The sequence below is a fragment of the Rhodoplanes sp. SY1 genome, assembly GCF_046000175.1.
Taxonomy (GTDB): domain Bacteria; phylum Pseudomonadota; class Alphaproteobacteria; order Rhizobiales; family Xanthobacteraceae; genus Rhodoplanes.
The window spans coordinates 1-616 of record NZ_JBEOMB010000463.1 but is presented as its reverse complement, the minus strand read 5'-3'; the positions used below and the strand labels follow the sequence as shown (position 1 = coordinate 616).

The following is a 616-nucleotide window of genomic DNA, read 5'->3' as shown; positions in this document are numbered from 1 at the left end:
CTTCGTGACGCTGCCGACCGAAACCTCGGCGATGGCTGCGCCGCCCAGGACGAACGTTCCGCCGCCGGTGGCTCGCGGGTCCGTGTCCGCCTTGAACGTGCCGCCCCACGCGAAGGCGGCGGTCTCGATCAGCACGGTCCCGGCGTTGCTCCAGCCCGTGACGGTCGAGGTGCCGCCGAGTGAAGCGCTTCCGTTCCATACCTCGAAGGTCGTCGCGGGCGCCCCGGAGACGTCCACGACGGCGCCCGGTTGCGACACCACATAGGTTCCGGACCGGTTCGGATTCTTGCTGTCGCTCGAGGTCGCGGCGATGGGTCCGATCGACAGGATGCCGCCGTCGAGCAGCGTTCCGCTCAGCCGCGTCGCGCCGTCGAAGCCGAATTGCGAGCTGGGGACGAAGATGCCCGACAGGTCGATCAGGGCGCGGGGCCCGAGCCATGTCCGCTGCGCGCTGATCGCCACCGTGCCGCTATGGTCCACGATCTGTCCGAGCAGGAGGACATTCGTCGCCTGGGAGGCCGCCTTACTCGTGTAGTTCTGTCCGTCGAAAGGACCCGCGACCGCGATCGTCGCGCCCGGGTCGGTCGAGATCGTCGCGTCGGTATCGAGCAGGAAA

The 616-nt window shown here is 68.7% G+C and carries 1 protein-coding gene; it reads right to left on the bottom strand.

From position 1 onward, the window contains the following. Positions 1-616 (bottom strand): hypothetical protein (locus tag ABTU92_RS30380; protein WP_408095248.1); only part of this gene is annotated, 616 nt, incomplete at both ends.